Here is a 254-nt window from a genome sequence, read left to right on the forward strand (position 1 = left end):
GAAGTGGCCGGTGAAGTGGTGGCGCTGGGTGATGGCGTCACCGAGTACAGCCTGGGCGACAAGGTCTGCGCCCTGACCAATGGTGGCGGCTATGCGCAGTATTGCGCGGTGCCGGCCAGCCAGGCGCTGCCGATTCCCGCGGGCATGGACTGGATTCAGGCCGCTGCCGTACCGGAAACGTTTTTTACGGTGTGGGCCAACCTGTTCGGCCTCGGCGGCGCCCATAAAGGCCAGCGCGTCGTGATGCACGGCGG

Annotated in this window: 1 protein-coding gene; it reads left to right on the forward strand. The window is 66.5% G+C overall.

The window, feature by feature from the left end:
* Positions 1 to 254: alcohol dehydrogenase catalytic domain-containing protein (locus tag AAEY72_RS15610; RefSeq protein ID WP_502945408.1), on the forward strand; the 254-nt coding region annotated here is incomplete at both ends.

This window comes from Psychrobacter sp. W2-37-MNA-CIBAN-0211, assembly GCF_040309405.1.
Lineage (GTDB): Bacteria > Pseudomonadota > Gammaproteobacteria > Pseudomonadales > Moraxellaceae > Psychrobacter > Psychrobacter glaciei.